This window comes from Hyalangium gracile, from assembly GCF_020103725.1.
Classification (GTDB): domain Bacteria; phylum Myxococcota; class Myxococcia; order Myxococcales; family Myxococcaceae; genus Hyalangium; species Hyalangium gracile.
Map to the genome: position 1 here is coordinate 280,798 of NZ_JAHXBG010000010.1, position 18,707 is coordinate 299,504.

14 protein-coding genes are annotated in these 18,707 nt (G+C 70.1%); 7 read left to right on the plus strand and 7 right to left on the minus strand.

The window, feature by feature from the left end; genetic code table 11:
• The first annotated feature begins 22 nt into the window (after positions 1–22).
• The 4 genes from KY572_RS22210 to KY572_RS22225 all read left to right on the plus strand — a co-directional run bounded on the left by KY572_RS22210 (position 23) and on the right by KY572_RS22225 (position 3,333).
• Positions 23–913, plus strand: a complete 891-nt coding sequence (locus KY572_RS22210) for a TIGR04222 domain-containing membrane protein (protein ID WP_224244917.1) — start codon at positions 23–25, stop codon at positions 911–913.
• Positions 910–1,797, plus strand: coding sequence for a DUF692 domain-containing protein (locus KY572_RS22215; RefSeq protein ID WP_224244918.1), 888 nt, complete (start codon positions 910–912; stop codon positions 1,795–1,797). Before KY572_RS22210 ends, KY572_RS22215 begins: the two co-directional genes overlap by 4 nt.
• Entirely contained in the window at positions 1,794–2,273 is a 480-nt protein-coding gene (locus KY572_RS22220) for a hypothetical protein (protein WP_224244919.1), read from the plus strand. The genes KY572_RS22215 and KY572_RS22220 overlap by 4 nt, the downstream gene beginning before the upstream one ends.
• Before the next feature lie 127 nt (positions 2,274–2,400).
• Complete coding sequence (locus KY572_RS22225; RefSeq protein WP_224244920.1) at positions 2,401–3,333, plus strand: OmpA/MotB family protein; 933 nt, start codon at positions 2,401–2,403, stop codon at positions 3,331–3,333.
• A gap of 9 nt (positions 3,334–3,342) precedes the next feature.
• On the opposite strand, the gene KY572_RS22230 is transcribed toward KY572_RS22225, so the two are convergent.
• From KY572_RS22230 to KY572_RS22240, 3 genes are all read right to left on the minus strand, one after another.
• Positions 3,343–3,864 (minus strand): hypothetical protein, encoded by a 522-nt coding sequence (locus tag KY572_RS22230; protein ID WP_224244921.1) that lies wholly within the window; start codon positions 3,862–3,864, stop codon positions 3,343–3,345.
• 80 nt (positions 3,865–3,944) lie between these two features.
• Complete coding sequence (locus tag KY572_RS22235) at positions 3,945–4,985, minus strand: DUF2071 domain-containing protein (RefSeq protein ID WP_224244922.1); 1,041 nt, start codon at positions 4,983–4,985, stop codon at positions 3,945–3,947.
• Positions 4,982–5,596, minus strand: coding sequence for a hypothetical protein (locus KY572_RS22240; RefSeq protein ID WP_224244923.1), 615 nt, complete (start codon positions 5,594–5,596; stop codon positions 4,982–4,984). The genes KY572_RS22235 and KY572_RS22240 overlap by 4 nt, the downstream gene beginning before the upstream one ends.
• Before the next feature lie 151 nt (positions 5,597–5,747).
• Between KY572_RS22240 and KY572_RS22245 the strand changes: the two genes are divergently transcribed.
• Entirely contained in the window at positions 5,748–8,654 is a 2,907-nt protein-coding gene (locus tag KY572_RS22245) for a hypothetical protein (protein ID WP_224244924.1), read from the plus strand.
• Positions 8,655–8,683: 29 nt separating this feature from the next.
• Complete coding sequence (locus KY572_RS22250; protein ID WP_224244925.1) at positions 8,684–9,877, plus strand: OmpP1/FadL family transporter; 1,194 nt, start codon at positions 8,684–8,686, stop codon at positions 9,875–9,877.
• A gap of 121 nt (positions 9,878–9,998) precedes the next feature.
• On the opposite strand, the gene KY572_RS22255 is transcribed toward KY572_RS22250, so the two are convergent.
• Entirely contained in the window at positions 9,999–11,588 is a 1,590-nt protein-coding gene (locus KY572_RS22255) for a DUF1302 domain-containing protein (RefSeq protein ID WP_224244926.1), read from the minus strand.
• Positions 11,589–11,616: 28 nt separating this feature from the next.
• On the minus strand, positions 11,617–14,775 hold the full coding sequence (locus KY572_RS22260; RefSeq protein ID WP_224244927.1) for an outer membrane lipoprotein-sorting protein: 3,159 nt from the start codon (positions 14,773–14,775) through the stop codon (positions 11,617–11,619).
• Positions 14,776–14,895: 120 nt separating this feature from the next.
• Here KY572_RS22260 and KY572_RS22265 point away from each other — a divergent pair, with 120 nt between their 5' ends.
• Positions 14,896–16,182 (plus strand): YecA family protein, encoded by a 1,287-nt coding sequence (locus KY572_RS22265; protein WP_224244928.1) that lies wholly within the window; start codon positions 14,896–14,898, stop codon positions 16,180–16,182.
• A 27-nt stretch (positions 16,183–16,209) separates the two neighbouring features.
• On the opposite strand, the gene KY572_RS22270 is transcribed toward KY572_RS22265, so the two are convergent.
• Positions 16,210–17,445 carry a cyclic nucleotide-binding domain-containing protein gene (locus KY572_RS22270; protein WP_224244929.1) on the minus strand — a complete coding sequence of 412 codons (1,236 nt, stop codon included), beginning with the start codon at positions 17,443–17,445 and terminating at the stop codon, positions 16,210–16,212.
• A gap of 13 nt (positions 17,446–17,458) precedes the next feature.
• A complete protein-coding gene (locus KY572_RS22275; protein WP_224244930.1) occupies positions 17,459–18,700 on the minus strand; it encodes a cyclic nucleotide-binding domain-containing protein in 1,242 nt (413 codons plus the stop codon).
• Between the last annotated feature and the right edge of the window lie 7 nt (positions 18,701–18,707).

Below are 18,707 nucleotides of genomic sequence, written 5' to 3' on the forward strand. Positions count from 1 at the left end.
GGCACCCGACACAGGAGAGACCATGAACCCGCTGGACTGGACGGGCCCGGAGTTCCTCTCGCTGTACATCCCCCTGCTCGCAGGGGGACTCGGGGTGGCGCTGCTGCTGCGCTACTTCCTGCGTGCTCCTTCGGGAGAGCCGCTGCTCTCCGCTGGACGCATGGATCCATACGAGGTGGCGGCGCTCCACGGCTCGGACACCCTCATCGAGGCCGTCACTGCCTCGCTCTTCCACCGCCGCGTGCTCCGCGTCGATGGCGACAGGCTCGCCACGGGGGAGACGCTGCCTTCGAATGCGGCTCCCATCGAGCGCTCCGTGTTCGAGTGCGTGGCGACGGGGAACATGAAGCTGGAGACGCTGCGGCGGGCCTTGAGCCCCGACGTCCAGCACATCCAGGCCCGGCTCATGCGCAAGGGCCTGCTGGTGGACGACGCCCAGGCCCTCAAGGCCCAGCTCTACCCCTTGATGGCGTATGGCGCGGTCCTGCTGCTGGGCCTCACGAAGGTGGGCGTGGGACTCGCGAACGACAGGCCGGTGGTGTACCTCGTGCTGCTCCTGTGCCTCGGCTCGCTCGGGCTCCTGTTTCTCTGGCGCCGCCCCTGGCGCAGCCGCCTGGGTGACGCGACGCTGAAGGCCCTCCAGAGCGCGCACGAGCCCTTGCGCACCACCGCCATGGCGGGAGAGTCCTCCCAGGCCCTGAGCGGGCCGGACCTGGCGCTCGCGGTGGGCCTGTACGGTCCGGCGCTGCTCATCCCCATGGGCTACTCGGACCTGCGCCAGGTGATGCACCCTCCGAGCGCCAGCGGAAGCTCCAGTGACAGCTCGTCCGGTGGAGGAAGTGACTCCAGCTGCGGAGGAGACAGCGACGGCGGGGGTGGCGGCTGCGGCGGCTGCGGCGGAGGTGGGGATTGAAGCCGCTGACGGGCGTGGGCCTGGGCTGGCGGCGGCAGCTCGCGCACCGCATCGACCAGGACCGGGCGCTCGGCTTCGTGGAGGTGCTGGCCGAGCACCTGAACCCCAGCGCCCCGCTGCCCGTGCCCCTGGAGCGGCTCAAGGAGCGCGGCATGCCCTTCGTGCTCCACGCGGTGTCACTGGGCCTGGGGGGCGCGGAGCCGCCGGAGGCCCGACGCCTGGACATGCTCGCGAGGCTCGCAGAGCGGCTGGGCGCGGTGTGCGTGAGCGAGCACGTGGCCTTCGTGCGCGCGGACGGCATCGAGTCGGGCCACCTGCTCCCCGTGCCGCGCGGTGACGAGGCGCTCGACGTGCTCGTGGAGAACGTCCGGCTGGCCCAGGCGGCGCTGCCCGTGCCGCTGGCGCTCGAGAACATCGCCACCCTCTTCGAGTGGCCCGACCCCGCCTTCACCGAGGCACAGCTGCTCACCGGCCTGCTCTCGCGCACCAGCGCCCTGCTGCTGCTGGACGTGGCGAACCTGTACGCCAACGCGCTCAACCTCGGCACCGACGCTCAGGCCGTCCTCGCCGCCGTGCCGCGCGAGCGCCTCGCCTACGTGCACGTCGCGGGAGGTGTCCGCCACGGCGCCCTGTACCACGACACCCACGCGCACCCGGTGCCCTCGGGCCCGCTGGAGCTGCTGGAGGCGCTCGCGGCCCGGCTCGGTCCCGTGCCCGCCATGCTGGAGCGGGATGACCACTTCCCGCGACCGGAGGAGCTGACCGCCGAGCTCCGCGCCATCGAGGCGGCGCTCGCACGCGGAGGCTCCCGATGGGAGGCCACCAGGGCCCCTGGTCCCTCCCAGCTTCCGATGGAGCGCAGCGAGGGAGAGCTCCGGCCATGAGCTCCCAGGCGGCACGCGAGCGGCTGGCCAGGACCCAGGCGGCGCTGGTCCGGGCACTGGCCCAGGGCGCACCGGCCCCGGCGGGCTTCGACACGGAGCGGGTGAGGGAGAGCGCGGCGGCCCTGCTCTCCAAGCGCAGGCGGTGGGTGGAGCGCGCCTGGCCCCGGCTCGCGGCGGCGCTCGGCGAGTCCTTCCGCTCGCGGTTCGATGCGTGGGCGCTGGAGCACCCGATGGAGTTGGAGGCCAACCCTCGGGCCGAGGGGCGCAGGTTCGCCGACGCGCTGCTTGCCGCGGCGGAGTTCCCGGACGCCGCCCGCGAGGAGCTGTTCTTCTTCGACATGCGCTACCAGCTCACCGAGCACGGACTCGTGGAGCGGCGAGGCCTCGGAGTGAAGGCGCTCTGGAGGAGGCCTGCCAGGCTGCTGGCTGCCCGGCTGCCGTGGGGACAGGTACTCTGGGTGCGCCTGCCCTTCTGAGCCGCGGCCGTTCTCACGACTCTCCGAGTGTCCGAATACCTGCGCTTACCTGAACCGACTTGCGGCACACCCCGAGGGAGCCGCTAGGGTCCGCCCCTCAACTCCCATCCAGGAGAGACGGCGCGGCATGGCGGATTCGTTCTGGGAGAAGCAGGAGCGGCGGCAGTCTCGGCTTCCGTGGCTCATCACGGTGCTGGTGGTGCTGCTGGCGGGTGTCGGCATCTATTTCGGGCAGGCCGCGTTCCGCACCGCGCAGGCCCGCGCGGAGACCGCCGAGGCCGAGGCCCTCAAGGCGCACGAGCGCGCCAAGACCGCCGAGCACGCGCAGAAGCTCGTGGAGGAGAAGCTGGCGGCGCTCGACTCCGAGAAGTCCCAGCTCAACAACCAGCTCTCCCAGCTCTCCACCGAGCGCGACCAGCTCACCCAGGCGGTGCAGGAGAAGGACGCGGAGCTGGCCCGCCTCAAGGCCACCTACCAGGACCTGGAGGAGAAGATGAAGGCGGAGATCGCCGATGGCGAGATCCGTCTGTCCCAGGCCGAGGGCCGCATCCAGGTGGACCTGGTGGACAAGATCCTCTTCGACTCGGGCGAGGCCAGCCTCACCGAGCGTGGCGCTGGCGTCCTCTCCCGCCTGGGCGCGGTGCTCGTGGGCGTGGAGGGCCGCACCATCCAGGTGTCGGGCCACACCGACGACAGCCCGCCCTCGCAGCGGCTCGCGGCCACCTTCCCCACCAACTGGGAGCTGTCCGTGGCGCGCGCGGTGAACGTGGTGCGCTTCCTCCAGGAGAAGGCGAACGTTCCGGCGCAGAAGCTCGTGGCGGCCGGCTACGGCGAGACGCACCCCGTGGCCAGCAATGCCACGCCCAAGGGCCGCGCGCGCAACCGGCGCATCGAGATCCTCCTCATCCCCGACCTGCCCGCCGCCAGGCCTGCGGAGCTCACCGACACCACGGCCAAGGCCGCTCCCACCGCCGAGGTGAAGAAGGCGGTGGCCGATGCGCCCGTGGCGAAGGAGGACGTGCAGCCCGCCAAGGGGACGGCGAAGCCCGCCCCCAAGTGAGCCCCACGGCTACTTCTTCTTCATGCCCTCGAGCATCTTGCGGAAGGGCTTCTCCGCGGCGGCAACGGTCTTCTCCGGCCCGGTGAGCTTGAAGAAGACGGCGCCCTGAGGACCCTCGACGATGGCGCCGAGCATCCGGAAGCCCGGCTTCGGCGTGGACGGCCCCATCATCGGGCCTCCGCCGGCATAGGTGCCCTTGACGTCCACCATCGTCACGGCGAACCCGGCGATCTTCTCCTGCTTCGTCTTCGCGTCCTTCTCGACGGAGGAGCCATCCGGCTTCTGGAACTGGGACACCCAGCGCTTGACGTTGGCGTCCACGCCGCCGCCCCGTCCTTCGCCGAAGTAGAAGATGGCCAGCTCCGCGCCCTCCGTGTCGCCCTTGGCGGCCGGGATGCTGTAGGTGGCCGCGCGCATGGGGCGCTCGCCCTGCGCGGTCCACTCGGTGGGAGCCGTCCACGACAAGCCACCGGCCTCTTCCGCGGCGGCGACTCCCGCCACCGCCAGGCCGAGCACTACGACGCTGATCATTCGGTTCATACGCCCAGCGTAACCGAAGCCCCCGTGCGGTGCGCGGCTGGCTGGGTGTGGGCGTCCGTACGAGACAGCGCTCACCCGGCCGCGGGAATACGCTCGCGCCTCAGCGGACGCCACCGGTACTGGCACTCGCGCAGGTGCAGCACCGAGTCCAGCCGCGCGCTGCCCGCCAGCGCCCCCTCCTGCAGGTACTCGCAGTAGAGCTCCACGGGCTTCACGAAGCGCGCGTTCCACGGCCCGCGATCGATGGTGAGCACGTACATGTACCCGTCCGCCACGCCGAAGGCGTCGTAGCACTCGACGAGCGGCTCGTGCAGCTCGTCCAGGCTGGACCAGACGGAGCCCTCCGGAGGCCCGGGCAAAGGTCGCGTGTCCAACACTCCCACGAGCCGGCCCCCGGGAAAGGCGGGCAGTGGATCCACCGCGAAGGTGAGCCTGTCCCCGTCGCGGGCCATCAACATGTCCGCCTCGCCGAACTCGTGGAACTTGAACTCGATGAGCGAGTTGCCGATGCGCCGCATCAGCGCGTCATTCGTCTCACTGCGCACGAAGTAGCCGCCGCGCCGCCACTGCCCCCGCGCGTTGCGGTAGCGCACCGCCGCGCGGTAGCTCACCTGGTAGAAGTTGAAGCCCAGCAGCCCGCTGAGCCCCTGTGGCCGCATCTCCCGCAGCGAGGACATCAGCACCTGCACCCAGGCCGTGCCCTGGTGCAGCTCCGGCTCCAGCGGCGCGGGCAGCAGCCGCGACAGCGCCTCCGGCTCCACCGCGTAGTTGAGCGAGAGCGCCTCCACCCACTCCGTCCGCACCTGGGTGAGCCAGGGCACCGAGGGGCACTCCTCCATGCCCTCGCTGGAGGGGCTCACGTCCTGGGCCGCCTCGAGCTCCGCGTAGGCCGCTCGCAGCGCCTTGTGCCCGCTCGGCGTCAGCCGCCAGAAGCCCGCCTCCTCCGCCACGAGCCGACGCCGCGCCAGCGAGGTGATGGCCGCATCCCCTGGCGCGCGCTCCACGTCCGAGGCGTGCAGGCGCGCCAGGAGCTGCTCCCGCATGAGCCCCAGCGGCTCCAGGGCAAGCACGACCATGGCGGCCAGCTCCGCCGGCGAGAACATCATCATCATACGAGCCGCGCCTGCGGGCTCCCCGCGGCCAGGCGCCGACGCCGGGCCCTCACCAGCACCAGCCCCCCGGTCAGCTGCGTGGCGAACCACAGCCCCCCGAGCACCGCGAAGCCCAGGTGCGGCACGCGCGCCAGCCCCAGCGCCGAGAGCGCGTAGATGGCGGCGGCCGCGTACCAGCCTCGCCCCATCAGCGCCCCCATCACCGAGAAGGCCATGGCGATGAGGACACACCCCACCACCGGCATGAAGAGCACCTGCAACCCCATGACCCAATTGGCCAGCGCCACCAGCGCCAGGCCCGCCATGCACGTCGTCCAGATGGACCACACCTGCCGCTCGATGAACGAGCGCACCCCCGCCGTCTCTCGCCGCTGCAGCCAGAAGATGGAGAGCAGGTTGAGCGGAATGATCGCTCCCCACAGTAAGGCGTAGGGGCCGGGCTCGCGGTGGCCCTGGAGGAAGAGCAGGTGCGTGCCCAGGAAGCCGCCCCCGTTGGTGAAGGCGTGGAGCACCCAGATGACGCCCCAGTTCTGGAGCGCCGAGTCATCCCGGGCCTGGGAGACGACGCGGCGGATGAGCTGCAGGGCCTCGGCGGCTTCCTCTCGGTTCATGCGCGCCGCGAAGCCTACTCGAAGCCGCACCCAGGTATGTCCCCTGCTATGTGACTCAGCGCGTCACTCGCCAGCGCTTTCGGCACCTTGAGTTACGTGCTAGCAAACCGGCCCTCAGCAAGTCGTCCCACCTTGGAGGGGGTTACCCACAATGAAGAAGCTGTTGCTCGTCGGGGCGCTGACCCTGGGTGCTGCATCCTGTGCACCCGATATCAAGCAGGATCCTGCACCGGACGTCGTCGTCGCGCAGTCCGATCCGTCCGCCTCACCCGCCGTCGTTCCGTCGCCGAACGATCTGGCCATCAATCCCGCGACAGGTCTGGTCAACGCGCCGATCGACCCCAAGTCCTCCGCGGCGCAGCAGGAGTTCACGAGGGACTACCTCAACACCCTCAACGGCTTCCCCACCAGCGTCACGGCGACCACGAAGCTCGTCGACCTGGACAAGAGCACGGTGAGCCCCACCACGGTGCGCTTCATCGACCTGCTCCAGGGCACGCCCATCGCCACGCCGGCCGTCACGCCGACGATCGCCTACGACGAGGACAGCGATCAGCTGATCATCGCCCCGCCGGCCACCGGCTGGCCCAAGGGTGGCCGCTACGCGGTGGCGCTCATCGGCGGTGAGAACGGCCTGAAGGGCGTGGGCGGCAAGCGCGTGGTGGGCTCGTCCGTGTGGTCGCTCGCCACGCTGGAGAAGTCGCTCGTCACCTGCGAGGACCTGACGGCGCCCGACTGCGAGGCCGCCACGGACCTCATCCCGGTGGAGAGCACCGACCCGGCCGAGCAGCTCGAGGAGCGCACCGCCTCGGCGCTGCAGCTCGAGCAGCTGCGCCGCTCCTACAAGCCGCTGCTGGACGCGCTGGCGGCGCAGGGCGTGAACCGCCAGGACATCGTCCTGCTGTGGACCTTCCGCATCATGAACCACCCGGAGGTGACGTTCGATCCGGCCGCCAGCATCATCCCCTTCCCCAACAACATCCTGCTGGCCGACGCGGGCAAGCCCACCCAGCACCTGAACCTGCCGATTCCGCCCAACGCGTCGGAGACCCAGCGGCAGCTGTTCACCGGGCTGAACACGCTGGATGGCTTCTCCACCACCGCGCCCATCGTCTCGGAGAACAGCGAGACCCGGGGCCCCATCGACACCGGTAGCAAGCTGGACCAGGCCGGCTTCGAGGCGGCCGCGCGGTTCTTCAAGCTCACGCCGGGCGGCACGGCGCCGCAGGTGAAGGCGTGCCTCATCCCGAGCTCGGATGCGGCGTGCCCCACGCCGACGAGGGATCCGCAGGGCAACGTGCCCAACAACCCGCAGCAGATCCAGTTCGTGCCGCAGCTGCCGCTGGACGAGAAGTCCACCTACGCGGCGGTGCTGACCACGGACCTGAAGGACGAGCGGGGCCGCTTCGTGGCGCCCGCCTCGGCGTTCGCGCTGCTGCGCCTGAGCAGCCCGCTGGCGGTGGACGGCAAGAGCCAGGTGTCGGTCGTCCCGGACGCCATCGCCAACCAGCTCGAGCCGCTGCGCGCGGGCTTCAAGCCCATGTTCGACGCCCTGGCGGCGCAGGGGCTGCCCCGCTCGAAGATCGCGCTGGGGTGGGCCTTCACCACGCAGAGCACGGTCTCCATCCAGAAGCAGCTGTACGCGCTGCCGGCCTCCTACGGCCCGGCGGGTCTGACCGCCGCGCCGGCCTACCTCGCGGACATCACGACCACCTTCAAGAACCGCATGACGGCGTCGGGGCTGGCCTCCGACAACATCGGCAAGGTCTTCCAGGGCATGATCTCCGTGCCGGTGCTGCTGACGGGGACGGGCGGAACGCTCAACCCGGCGGCTCCGAAGTTCGAGCGCGCGCCCTTCCTGCTGGCGCTGCCCGCCACGCCCGTGCCGGCGAACGGGTATCCGGTGGCCATCTTCAGCCACGGCCTCAAGAGCACCCGCAACGCCGCGACTCCCCTGCTGAACGCCCTGGCGGCGGGTGGCCACGCGACGATCGCCATCGACACCGTCTTCCACGGTGATCGCAGCACCTGCGCGGGCATCACCGCGGCTTCGGGCATCACCGATGGCAGCGCCGCCATCGACACCCCGGACAAGGCCTGCAACACCGGCGGACGCTGCGACGTGAACACCGCCAGCGCCACCTACGGCCGCTGCGTCGCCGCCGATCCGGCCACCCGCCTGACGTGCGACCCCTCGACGGGCACGGGCGATCTCTTCTGCACCGCGAACGGTCAGGGCCGCTGCCTCCAGCGCTCCTCCGACCCGGCGGACGGCCTCTGCGAGGGCAGCTCCTTCAGGCTCAACGCCCGCGGCGAGCCGTTCATCTCCGGCTGGAACCTGCTCAACCTGGGCAACCTGTTCGCCACGCGCGACAACTTCCGCCAGCACACGGTGGAGCACTCCCAGCTCGAGCGCGTGCTCACCTCCACCGCCACGGGCAACATCAACGCCCAGCTGGAGGCCCAGCTGGCCCCGAAGCTGGATACCACCCAGATCGACTACGTCGCCCACAGCCTCGGCGGCATCGTGGGGCCCCTCTACGTCTCCGCGTCTCCCAAGGTGCGGCGCGCGGTGTTCAACGTCCCGGCGGGCAACCTGACCGGCATCCTGCTGACGTCCACCAACAAGGACTTCACCGCGGCTCGCAACGGCTTCATCGGCGCCCTCGAGGCTCAGGGCATCGTCCGGGGTACGCCCGCCTTCGATCAGTTCATCGGCCTGGCCAAGACGATTCTCGACCCGGCGGATCCCATCAACTACATCTACGCCGTGGAGAATGCCCAGGGGCTGCCGGCCGGGCGTGAGGCCTTCATCCAGTACATCGACGCGGATGGCGTCACCCCCAACCCGCTGACCGAGGCCCTGATTGCCGCGGCCAACGACCGCGCGGCGCAGGACAAGAAGGTGACGACCTACAAGTTCGTGCCCGCCACTCCCCCCGCCGAGGGCGAGGAGCGCCACGGCTTCCTGCTCGACTTCGCCAACCCCGTCTTGACGACGCAGGCCCAGGCGCAGGTGCGTGACTTCGTCACCACCGGCACCATCACCGCCCCGTAACCCACCGCGAGAGAGGACACGAACTCCCCATGAAGAAGACACTCTCAGTCGTGACCCTGCTTGCTGCCGGCGTCAGCCACGCGGCGGGCTTTGCCTTCGACACCCACAGCGGCCGGGCCACCGGCATGTCCTTCGCGACCACCGCGGCCGCCCAGGACTCCACGGCGATCGCCTTCAACGCCGCCAACATCCTGGGTGTGAAGAAGCTCGACATCACCCTGGGTGACGTCACCACGCTCCCCCAGCTCCGGTTCACTCCGACGGAGCAGGACGAGCAGAAGATGGACACCACCGTGGTGCCTCCGCCCCACGTGTTCGGCGTGTACCGGCTCAACGAGCAGATGGCCGCGGGCATCGGCGTCTTCGTGCCCTTCGCCGCGGGCTCCAACTGGAAGGATGACTTCCCGTTCCGCACCCGGGGCTACCAGGCGCAGATCGCCACCTACTTCATCAACCCCACGTTCGCCTACGCGCCCCACGAGCGCCTCCGCTTCGGCGTGGGCCTGGACATCGTCCGCGGCACGGTGGGCATCACCCGGAAGATCAACTTCATCGACTCCGAGGGCACCGTCGAGCTGGGCGGCGCGGGCTGGGGCGTGGGCTACAACCTGGGCCTCAACGTCACCATCCTGGACAAGCTGCTGAACTTCGGAGCGGCGTTCCGCGCCCCCACGAAGCTCACCTTCAAGGGCCAGGCCGACTTCCAGGACATCCCCTCGGGCTTCCAGACCACCCTGGTGGACCAGGACATCGAGTCGACGGTGACGCTGCCGGGCGCCGCGAACCTGGGGCTCGCCTTCACGCCAACCGAGCGGCTGACGATCGCGCTCGACGCGCAGCTGGCCCTCTGGTCGACGTTCCAGGACTTCGGCATCGAGTTCACGGACCCGGGGCTCACCAGCATCCTGGCCAAGAACTGGGAGGACACCTGGAACTTCCGCATCGGCGCGGAGTACGTCGTGACGGAGAACATCGCGGTGCGCCTGGGCGCCGCGTATGACCCCGCGCCGACCCCGGAGAACACGCTGACCCCGGACCTGCCGGACGCCAACCGCTACAAGGGCTCGGTGGGCCTGGGGTTCAACTTCTCGCCCATCCGGGCGGACCTGGGCTACCAGTTCGTCTACCTGACCGACACGGACAGCACCGCGCCCGGCTTCGAGGGCACGTACAACGGCATCGCCCACGTGGCGGGCCTGACCATCGGCTACAGCATGCAGTGATGCTTGGGGGTTGGGGCGAAGCCTGAGCGCTTCGCCCCGGCGCCTCGGCCTCGAGCCGTCACGAGCCCGGGCTCCTCACCACGAGGACCCGGGCTTCGTGTTTGCGGGCCCTGGGGCCGCCTCAGAACGAGTAGGTGTAGCGCACGAAGGCGTAGTCGTTGGCGTCGTAGATGCCGCCCAGCGACAGGGCCGGCCCGTCCAGCACCATGGCGCCCACCGCCACCTCGTGCCCGGTGCTCACGTCGTAGGCGACGATGGCCGAGATGACCCAGTCCTCCTGGGTGATGCCGTACCGCAGGCCCAGGTTCACCCGCAGCTCATCGCGCAGGAACGAGTCGCGGTACAGGAACGCCACGTTCGTCCAGCGCCTGTCCACCAGCGCCAGCGGCGCGTCCTCCGCCGAGCGGCCGGGCACCCACATGCCGTTGAGCTCCAGCATGTAGTGCTCGCGGAACTCGAACCCGCCCGCCCAGGACAGCGCTCCCTCGCGCACCGGCTGGAGCGCCTCCGTGTAGAACGTGCGCTTGGCCGAGTAGCGCGCATCGGCCCGGAAGACGATGTCTCCCACCACCGCCGAGCCGTCGACCCCCACGCTGAACTCCCGCCTGAACGGCGAGCCCGTGTCCACGGGCGCGGACGGATCCGTCGAGGGCACCAGCGTGCGCACCGGGACGCGATCCCATCCATAGAACACGTTGAGGCGCACATCCCACCCCGCGCCCCGCATGAAGGCCCGCCCCCCCACGCTCCCGTGGCGGGGCATGAAGGAGGGCGCATCCGCCGAGAACAGCAGCTCCTCGGCCACACCCGTCCGGGCGGGAATCCCACTCGCCTGCTGCTCGATGAACGCGAGCAGATCCGGCGCCACCGTCAGCAGCGTCCAGTCGCTATTGAACGTGTAGCCGCGATGCGGGAAGAAGAGCGGCACGTACACCAGCTCGCCGCCCGCGGTGTCCCCCGAGTAGGCCGCGCGCACCATGGGAATGGGCAGCACGGGCGTCTCGAAGTCCGGACTCAGCCCCTGCCGGTAGTCCGTGGGGTTGATGATGTCATTGGGGCTGCTGAACTCCGTGCTGCCCCAGCGCAGCACCTGCTGGCCGATGTCCAGGCTGGCCCGGCCCCACTCCAGGGAGACGACGGCGTCTCGCAGCTCGGCGCCGTGGAAGGCACGCGAGCGGCCTCCGAAGTCCTGCTCCGGGCCACGAACGTCATAGAAGAGCCGCCCCGAGATGCGCGCCTTGAGCCGGGAGCCGAGGCGGAGATCCGACTCGACATCGAAGAAGCTCTGCGACTCGAGGACGTCCTCGCGGGGCCTGTCGTGCGACAGGTCCTGGTTGAGCAGCGTGCGGAGCCTTCCGCGGAACGTGGCGGATGTCCCTTCCGCCTCGGAGGAAGAGGTGCTCGTGGGGATGCTCGTCGACTCCCCAGCGAGGCTCGGCATGCCCTCCAGGTCCGAGTCCCCACCGAGGCCCGGCATGCCCTCCAGGTCCGGATCCCCGCCCAGGCTCGGCATGCCCTCCAGGTCCGGATCGCTGGGGCTCGCCGGGGGCGGGGACTCGGGGGGAGGCGACTCCGGGCTCGAAGTCGCCTCCTGGGACTGGCTGGAGTCCGGGCTCGTCTTCGGCTCCTCCTGGGCCGCCCGAGCGGCGCTGGGAGGAGTCAGGCTGCATGCCAAGGCCAGGGGGAGGGAACGAAGGACGTGCTTGAGCATAAGCCTCGGGACCGCGGGGGAACTCCTCTCAGTTCGATGCCATCCGCTCCGGCGTGAAGTCGCCAGCATTCTGCGCGGTCTTCAGGTCCACCGAGTCGATGAGGAAGAACGTCGTGTGCTTCTTCTGCTTGTCCCAGACCTGGGACTTCGTCGCGATGGCCTTGCCATCGATGTTCTTCACCTCGATGAGCCGGAAGACTTTATGCAGGTTGCCGGACTTGTCGTACATCTTCATCTGCTGCGCAAGGAAGTTGTCCTTGCGCACCCAGAGCTCGATCTTGCTGTAGCGCTCGGTGTCCTTGGGCGTGGCGACGAGCTGGTAGCAATCCACCCCCTCCAGCTTCGCGTCCGCCTGCTTCTGGTGCGTGGCGTTCTCCACGTCCTCGTAGGTGATGTCCGCGTAGCTCACGTCGCTGCCCATGAAGGCGCCGCTCTTCTGCGCCCCGGAGATGCGGCGCGTGCGCTTCAGGGCGGGCAGGTACACGAACAGCTCATCCTCCTTGTCCTGGCCGTGCTCGATGGTGAGGAAGGCGCTGCCCTGCACCTCGGCGGGGGCCACGAAGCGGATGAGGTTCTTGGTCTTCCCCTCCACGTCCACGGTGGTCAGCGTGTAGCGCCGCTCGCGCTTGTCGTCCGGGGCCTCGCCCTGGAGCACGAGCCGCATCTCGGCCTTGCCCTGCTTGAAGCCCGTGGAGTTGTTGTTCGTGAGCCGGTCGATGATCTGCTGCGCCGTGAGGTCCTCGGCGGCCGCCGGGCTCGGGGCCAGCGCGTAGCCCAGCCCCAGCAGCAGCACCAGGGCCTTGGCCGAGCCGCCCTTGCTCTCGCTCACCTCCGCCTGCGGGGCGGTGGCCGGCACGGCGTGCACGACGTTCGACGCGGCCTGGGCCGGCTTCACCTTGATGCCCTTGAGCAGCCACGGCCCCACCGCCGTCAGCAGGTTGGGCATGAGCATCAGCTCGCAGAGCACGGCCACCGTCATCGTGATGGCCACCAGCATGCCCAGCACGGTGATGGGCTCGAAGCCGGAGAGCAGGAACATGGAGAAGCCCACCGTGAGGCAGACCGCGTTGACGAGCATGGGCTGGCCCACCAGCTCCATGGCCTCCTCCAGCGCCTTGCGGACGTCTCCCGTCGCCGAGAGCCGGTCCCGGAAGGCGGTGATGAAGTGGATGGTGTCATCCACGGCCATGCCCATGGCGATGCACCCGGTGATGCTCGTGCCCGAGTTCAGCGTCAGCCCCGTCCAGCCCAGCAGCGCGTAGTTGAACGCGATGGGCAGCACGTTGGGGAAGAGCGCGAGCAGGCCGAGCCGGATCGACCGCGCGACGATCATCATCACGATGCCGATCAGCCCGATGCTCAGCATCAGGTTCTGCGCCAGGCCGCTGGTGAACACGATGTTGGACTTGGAGTAGAGGTACGGCGTGCCCGTGATGCGCGCGGTGAGGCCCATGCCCGCGAAGTGCGTCTTCAGGTAGTCGTTCACCTCCGCCACCATCTTCACGCCCAGCTCCGACCTGACGATGTGCGAGCGCAGCAGGATGTTCGCCTTGCGGTAGTCCTTGGTCACCATGGTGTCCAGGCCATCCGACTCGTAGAGCAGCATCGTCTGGGCGATCTCGGGCCGCGTGTCCGGGATGACGCGCTTGGCCGCGTCCCCGTCATGCAGGGCCTGCGTCATGAGCTTCACGTAGTCCACGTACGAGAGCGAGGTGTCGATGTCGTCACGCCCGACCAGGTACTGCTGGAGCGCCTCGATCTTCTTGAGCACGGCGGGCTCCTGAAGACCGCCCTCCTCGGGAGACTCGATGACGATGCTGTACGGCGAGATGCCGACCATGTTCTCGTTCACGAACATGGCCCGCTGGTACGGCTCGGAGCTCTTCGGGAACCAGGAGATGGGATCGCTCTCCACGCGCATCCGCGTCACGCCGTAGGCGCTGGCGGCGATCATGACCACGGTGCTGATGGTGGCCACCCGGCGCCCGCCGCCGGACAGCAGCGTGGGCAGCAGCCGGACCGGGTGCAGCCGGCGGCCCAGCAGGGCGAGCTTGGAGGGGGCACGCGCCTTCAGCGGGAGCACCGCGGCCAGCGCGGGGATGATGACCACGGAGACGATCGCCGAGCAGATGACGCCAGCGGCCGCGAAGTAGCCGAACTCGCTGATCGCCTCGATGTCGTTGAACGTCAGGCTGAGGAAGCCGATGGCCGTGGTGAGCGCCGACAGGAAGATGCCCGAGGCCGTGTGTGAGATGGCGCTGCGGACCGCGGCGTGGCGGTCCTTCTCCTCCTGCAAGGCCTGGAAGATGGCCGACATGACGTAGACGCCGAAGGTGGTCCCCACGGCGATGATCATCAGCGGCAGGGTGTTGGTGAGCATCGAGATGGTCTTGCCGACCAGCTGCAGGTTGCCCATGGTGGCCAGCAGCGACAGGATGACGCCCAGCACGGGGAGGAGGACGCCCGCGGGGCGCCCGAACGCGAACAGCAGCATCACCGTGATGGCGAGGAACGCGAGCGGCAGCAGCCGGCCCAGGTCCTTCTCGATGGTCTGGGCGATGTCCACCTGGAGCGACGGCCAGCCCGTGACGAAGTACTTGCCCGCGCCGAACTCCGCGCTGACGATCTCGTTGACCCCGCGCAGCAGCTCCTTCTTCTTGGCCTGCATCTCGAGGGGCTCGATGTCGTGCGTCACGCGCACGTTGATGGCCGTCATCTTCCCGTCCTCGGACACGACGTTCTTCAGCAGGAACGGGTCCTTGAGGACGTGCTCGCGGACCTGGTCGAGGGTCCAGCCCTCCTTGCGCACCTTGTCCATCAGCTCGGGGAAGCGCAGCTCGCCGTTCTCGCCGGTGAGCACCTCGTTGTTGGTGAGGCTGTAGACGTCCTCCACCAGCGCGAGCTGCTCGATCTTGCGGGTGACCCGGTCGATCTTCTCCAGGTAGGGCAGCTGGTAGATGCCAGCCTCCTCGGTGAGGACGATCAGCATCACCTCGTCGCCGCCGAAGATCTTCCGAACCTCTTCGTGCAGCTTCCGGTCCGGATCATTGCGGACCATGCTCCGCTCGGAGGAACCGTCCACCCGGAGCTTGCCCACGGCACCCAGGTAGACAGCCATCACCGCCACGCTCAGGGCAATCACGAGCCAACGGCCTCGGACGATCGCCCCGTAGAACTTGTCCACCATCAGCAAACTCCTTCGAGTACGGTTTTCAGGAGCCGACGACAGCGCCGCCGCGCCGGGCTCGAGCGCGCGCAATCTATCGTCGATCCTTGGAAACTCATAGAAGGGGGGTAGGGTGGCGCCATGAGCTCCTCGAGACCCGGCCGCAACGATCCCTGCCCCTGTGGCAGCGGAAAGAAATACAAAGCCTGTCACGCGGCCGAGGACCGGGCGCGTGCCGCTCCCCCGCCTGCTTCCCCTCACCCGCTGGCCGCCGACCTCCAGGCCGCCATGGCCCTGCTCGGTGACCCGGATGTGTCCAAGCTGTCACGGACGCTGGACCACCTGGGCACGCTGCTGACGAAGTGGGGCCCCGCGCCGAACCTGCGCTTCGACGCCCAGGCCTTCGACGAGCACCTCACCCGGAAGCTGGAGGCCCTGCCGGACACCGTGGAGAAGAACCCGGCGCAGGCCCACCGGGAGCTGCTCGTTGACACCGTGCGCCACTTCGGCACACGCGCCTTCCTGGACGCGTTCCGGGCGAGCGTGCTCCAGCGCGCCGTCGAGTCCGGCCACTCGCCCGAGGACCGACAGGCCTTGTGTGTCGCTGCCCTGCTCGCCTCCCCCTCCGCCAGGAGCAAGAGCTTCCGTCCCGAGGACATCCCCGTGCTGGATGTCGTCTTCGACGTGCAGTTCCGCGAGTGGTGCGCCCGGCACCGGGAGCTGGCCAGCAAGTTCGAGGCGCTCACCCGCTTCGCCGAGGACGAGCTCTCCCCCGAGGTGCGCGAGGCCCTGCGGAAGGCCCGCGAGGGCAACGTGGATGCCCTGCTCCAGCACGTTCAGTCGGACCCGCGCCTCGTCGAGCGCATCACCCGCGAGGCCAAGGAGCGCTCCGCCCGCGTCGAGGCGAAGCTGCGCGAGCGCACCACTCCGCCGCTCTTCGCGCCCGAGGAGGAGCTGTGGTTCACCTGCGTGCTCTGGGAGCCGCTGCGGGCCGTGAAGGGCGCCGCCACCAGCGACACCACGCGCCGCGCCGCCGTGGAGAACCTCATCCGCGCGGTGAAGGGCGCGCTGGACTCGGAGCTGCTCGAGGGGATGCTGGAGCGCCTGCGGCGCAAGGCTCAGGACACCTCGCTGGACGAGCCCACCCGCGCCTGGTTCACCGATGCCTCCATCGCAGTCGAGGCCGAGCCCTCGCGCATGGTCATGGCCGCCCTCTTCACCGCCAGCCAGGAGGCCGTGGGCCGCTCCGCCGAGGAGCTGGTCATGCTCGCCGACATCAAGGCGAAGCCCATGTGGACGGCCGAGGACTTCGAGCCCTACCACAAGCTCCTGGAGGAGATGGGGCTTCCAGCCGCCGCCGCGCGCATCCGCCGCTGCCAGGACTGGCTGCGCGAGCACCCCGTCTCGCTCGCCACCGAGAGCGTCTGAGCCCTTCTCCGCGCGCGGCGGCGCGGCTCAGACGCGCATGTCTCCGTCGTGGAGCTCCCGGCCCGAGAGCAGCTTCGCCGTGCGCTGCAGCCGCTCGGTGCCCACGCGCGTCAGCGCGCCGCGCATGCCCGGCTGGCTCAGGATGAGCCGGTCGAAGGCGGCCCGCTCCAGCTTCAGCACCACGCTGGGCACCTCCGCCCGCACCGTCGCCGTCACCGGCTTGCCGAGCAGCAGGGAGATTTCTCCGAACACGTCACCCTCGCGCAGCGGCGGGTACGCGCGCTCCTTGCCGTCCGCCTGCACGTGGTACGGCGTGCAGCGCCCGCGCAGCAGCAGGTAGAAGGCGTCTCCCTGCTGGCCCTGCTCGAGCACCACCTCGCCCGTCTTCACCTCGCGCAGCTCGAACTCGCGCGCCACCGCCTGCTTCTGCTCGGGCTGCAGCGGCGTGAACACCGGGTTGCTGCGCAGCAGGTTCTCCACCATCCGCTCGCGGTAGAAGGACTGCACCACCTGGCCCACCACCGGGTGGCGCTTCATCACCTGCGCCAGCCGCTCGCGGGTGAACTCCAGGAGCACCACCGGCGCCAGCGTCAGCACGCTGGCCAGCCGCGGCCCCTCCGAGATGAGCGCCAGCTCTCCGAAGAAGGAGCCGTCGGCCAGCTCGCCCACCTTGCGGCGCTCGCCGCCCTCGAGGTGGCGCACCACCGCCACCCGGCCCTCCACCAGCGCGAACATCGAAGCGCCGTGCTCGCCCTCCTCCACCACCGCCTGGCCCATGGGGACCTTGCGCACCTCCATCGCCTCCACCACGGCGGCGAAGGGCTCGCGGCCCAGCTGCGAGAACAGCGGCACCACCGGCATGCCCGCCGCCGGCCCGCGCCCGTCCGGCAGCGGAGCGAACTCCTTCTGCGGCTGGCTCGCGGTGCCGCGCAGGCTGGGCCCCTGCCATCCATAGAGGTCCGCCAGCGAGCGCGGCGTCCGCGTGTGCCCCGGCTCCAGCGCCAGCAGCCCCTTGCACGCAACGATGGCTCGCAGCAGCTGGCCCGTCCGAGCGAAGGCCAGCGAGGCCTCCTCGTACGCGGCCACCGCCTCCACCCGGCGCCCGAGCCGCTCGCGCAGCTCGGCCACGCGCTGGTGGCTCGACCCGTCATCCGGCGCGAGCTTCACCACCTGCTCGTACTCGGCCAGCGCCGCCTCGAGCTGATCCAGCCCGAGCAGCCGCGCGGCCTTCTCCTTGTGTCGCTGAATCGTGTCGCCTGCCATACGCGCCCGGGCCTCAAGCGCTCAGCGCGCGAACGCGCGCGGCGAGGTTGCGCGTGAAGAGTCGATAGATGCGCAGCGCCGCGCCCTCGTGCGTGTCCAGGTAGTGCTGGAACCCCGCGCGGGTGATGCGCAGCGCCCGCACCGCCGTGCGCGCCCTCACGTGCGCCGACGTCGGGCCGTCCTGGATGAGCGAGATCTCTCCGAGGTAGGCCCCCGGCCCCAGCGTGTTGAGCCGCTTGGCGTCGGGCTCGGGGCCGCTGAACACGTCCACCGTCCCCTCCAGCAGCACGAAGAGCCCCGTGCCCTGCGCGCCCTTCTCCAGCACCGTTGCCCCCTCCGGGATGAGCACCTGCTGCGCCACCCGGTACAAGTCCTTCATGTCATCCAGCGACAGCTCGCCGAAGATGGGGATGGCCTTGAGGTAGCCGTAGCCGCTCGTGGACGGCGTCACCCGCGCCACCGGCGGCACCGTGGAGGTGGCGCCGCCCACGCCCGGCAGCTGCGCCAGCACCTCGTCCGCCTCCGCGTCCCGGCCCACCCGCCGCAGCAGCCGGGCCTGCTCGGCCAGCACCGCCGGATCCTTGCGGGCCTCCTCCGAGCCGCGCAGCGTGTCCACCAGCAGCGCCAGCGCGCGCCGCGGCTGCCCCTCGTTGTCCAGCAGGGTGCAGATACGCAGCACGGACTCCAGGTGCCGCGCATCGTCCACCGGCACGCCGCACAGCGCCTCCACCTCCGCGTGCACGTTGCCGAGCTCGCGGTACACCGCCGCCGCCTCCAGCGGCCGGCCGAGCCGGGCCAGACACTGCGCCATGGACTCGCGCGCGCCCAGGCCCCGGTACAGCTCCAGCGCCCGCTCCAGCGCGCCGCCCCGCTCGAGCGCCGCCGCCGCCTTCGCGATGTCGCCGGCGCGGAAGTACGCCTCGGCCGCCTCCACCTGGTTGCCGCCCTGCTCGTACAGCGCCGCGGCCTCCGCGTCCGAGCCGAAGCCCTGCAGCAGCCGCGCGGCGCCGGTGAAGTCACGCGCCTTGCGCAGCACCTCCACCAGCCCCCTGCGCTCCTCCACGGTGGCGCTCGCGGCTTCCTTCAGCAGCCGATCGCGCTGCGCCGCGCTCATGTCCTCGTAGAGCTGGACGGCCGTGTCCACCTCGTCGCGCGTGGCCAGCCACTGCACGACCTGGTAGGCGCTCCCGCCACCGGGTGCGCCCGCCTGCCCGCTCTCATCCGCCTTGTTGGACCCCGCCGAGGATTGCTCCATGCCGTAT

Bases quoted from the DNA above. Each gene is read 5' to 3' on its own strand.
- KY572_RS22260 (WP_224244927.1), bottom strand. From the start codon at position 14,775: ATGGTGGACAAGTTCTACGGGGCGATCGTCCGAGGCCGTTGGCTCGTG.
- KY572_RS22270 (WP_224244929.1), bottom strand. From the start codon at position 17,445: ATGGCAGGCGACACGATTCAGCGACACAAGGAGAAGGCCGCGCGGCTG.
- KY572_RS22255 (WP_224244926.1), bottom strand. From the start codon at position 11,588: ATGCTCAAGCACGTCCTTCGTTCCCTCCCCCTGGCCTTGGCATGCAGC.
- KY572_RS22210 (WP_224244917.1), top strand. From the start codon at position 23: ATGAACCCGCTGGACTGGACGGGCCCGGAGTTCCTCTCGCTGTACATC.
- KY572_RS22275 (WP_224244930.1), bottom strand. From the start codon at position 18,700: ATGGAGCAATCCTCGGCGGGGTCCAACAAGGCGGATGAGAGCGGGCAG.
- KY572_RS22265 (WP_224244928.1), top strand. From the start codon at position 14,896: ATGAGCTCCTCGAGACCCGGCCGCAACGATCCCTGCCCCTGTGGCAGC.
- KY572_RS22245 (WP_224244924.1), top strand. From the start codon at position 5,748: ATGAAGAAGCTGTTGCTCGTCGGGGCGCTGACCCTGGGTGCTGCATCC.
- KY572_RS22230 (WP_224244921.1), bottom strand. From the start codon at position 3,864: ATGATCAGCGTCGTAGTGCTCGGCCTGGCGGTGGCGGGAGTCGCCGCC.
- KY572_RS22220 (WP_224244919.1), top strand. From the start codon at position 1,794: ATGAGCTCCCAGGCGGCACGCGAGCGGCTGGCCAGGACCCAGGCGGCG.
- KY572_RS22250 (WP_224244925.1), top strand. From the start codon at position 8,684: ATGAAGAAGACACTCTCAGTCGTGACCCTGCTTGCTGCCGGCGTCAGC.
- KY572_RS22235 (WP_224244922.1), bottom strand. From the start codon at position 4,985: ATGATGATGATGTTCTCGCCGGCGGAGCTGGCCGCCATGGTCGTGCTT.
- KY572_RS22225 (WP_224244920.1), top strand. From the start codon at position 2,401: ATGGCGGATTCGTTCTGGGAGAAGCAGGAGCGGCGGCAGTCTCGGCTT.
- KY572_RS22240 (WP_224244923.1), bottom strand. From the start codon at position 5,596: ATGAACCGAGAGGAAGCCGCCGAGGCCCTGCAGCTCATCCGCCGCGTC.